Below are 427 nucleotides of genomic sequence, written 5' to 3' on the forward strand. Positions count from 1 at the left end.
CGGAAAGGAACATGATTAGATGAAAAGACTGTGGACGACGGGCTATCGAGCATATGAGCTGGGCGTCTTTGATGAAAAGGATCCCAAAGTTGCGGTGATTAAAGACGTGCTGCAAAAGCAACTGCGCTATCAATTAGAAAGCATGTCAGAGGAGTTTTGGCTGATTACGGGACCACAGATGGGAGTTGAGCGCTGGAGCATCGAAAGCGCGTTGACAATCAAAGCCGACTATCCACAGCTAAAGATTGCCTTGATGGAGCCGTATGCTGATTTTGCCGCACGCTGGAATGAAAACAACCAGGCCAGTTTGGCAGCAATCAAGGCCCAGGTTGATTTTGCCGGTCGGGTCAGTGAGAAGAAATATGAATCGCCAGAACAGCTGCGCGCCTATCAAAACTTTATGCTCCATTATACTGATGGTGCGCTT

The 427-nt window shown here is 48.5% G+C and carries 1 protein-coding gene; it reads left to right on the forward strand.

The features are described 5' to 3' along the window. Positions 1-19 precede the first annotated feature (19 nt). The coding region (locus tag P0G09_RS15750) for an SLOG family protein (RefSeq protein ID WP_275253123.1) at positions 20-427 on the forward strand (408 nt) is incomplete at its 3' end.

This window comes from Faecalibacterium sp. DFI.5.82, assembly GCF_029076575.1.
Taxonomy (GTDB): Bacteria; Bacillota; Clostridia; order Oscillospirales; family Ruminococcaceae; genus Faecalibacterium; species Faecalibacterium duncaniae.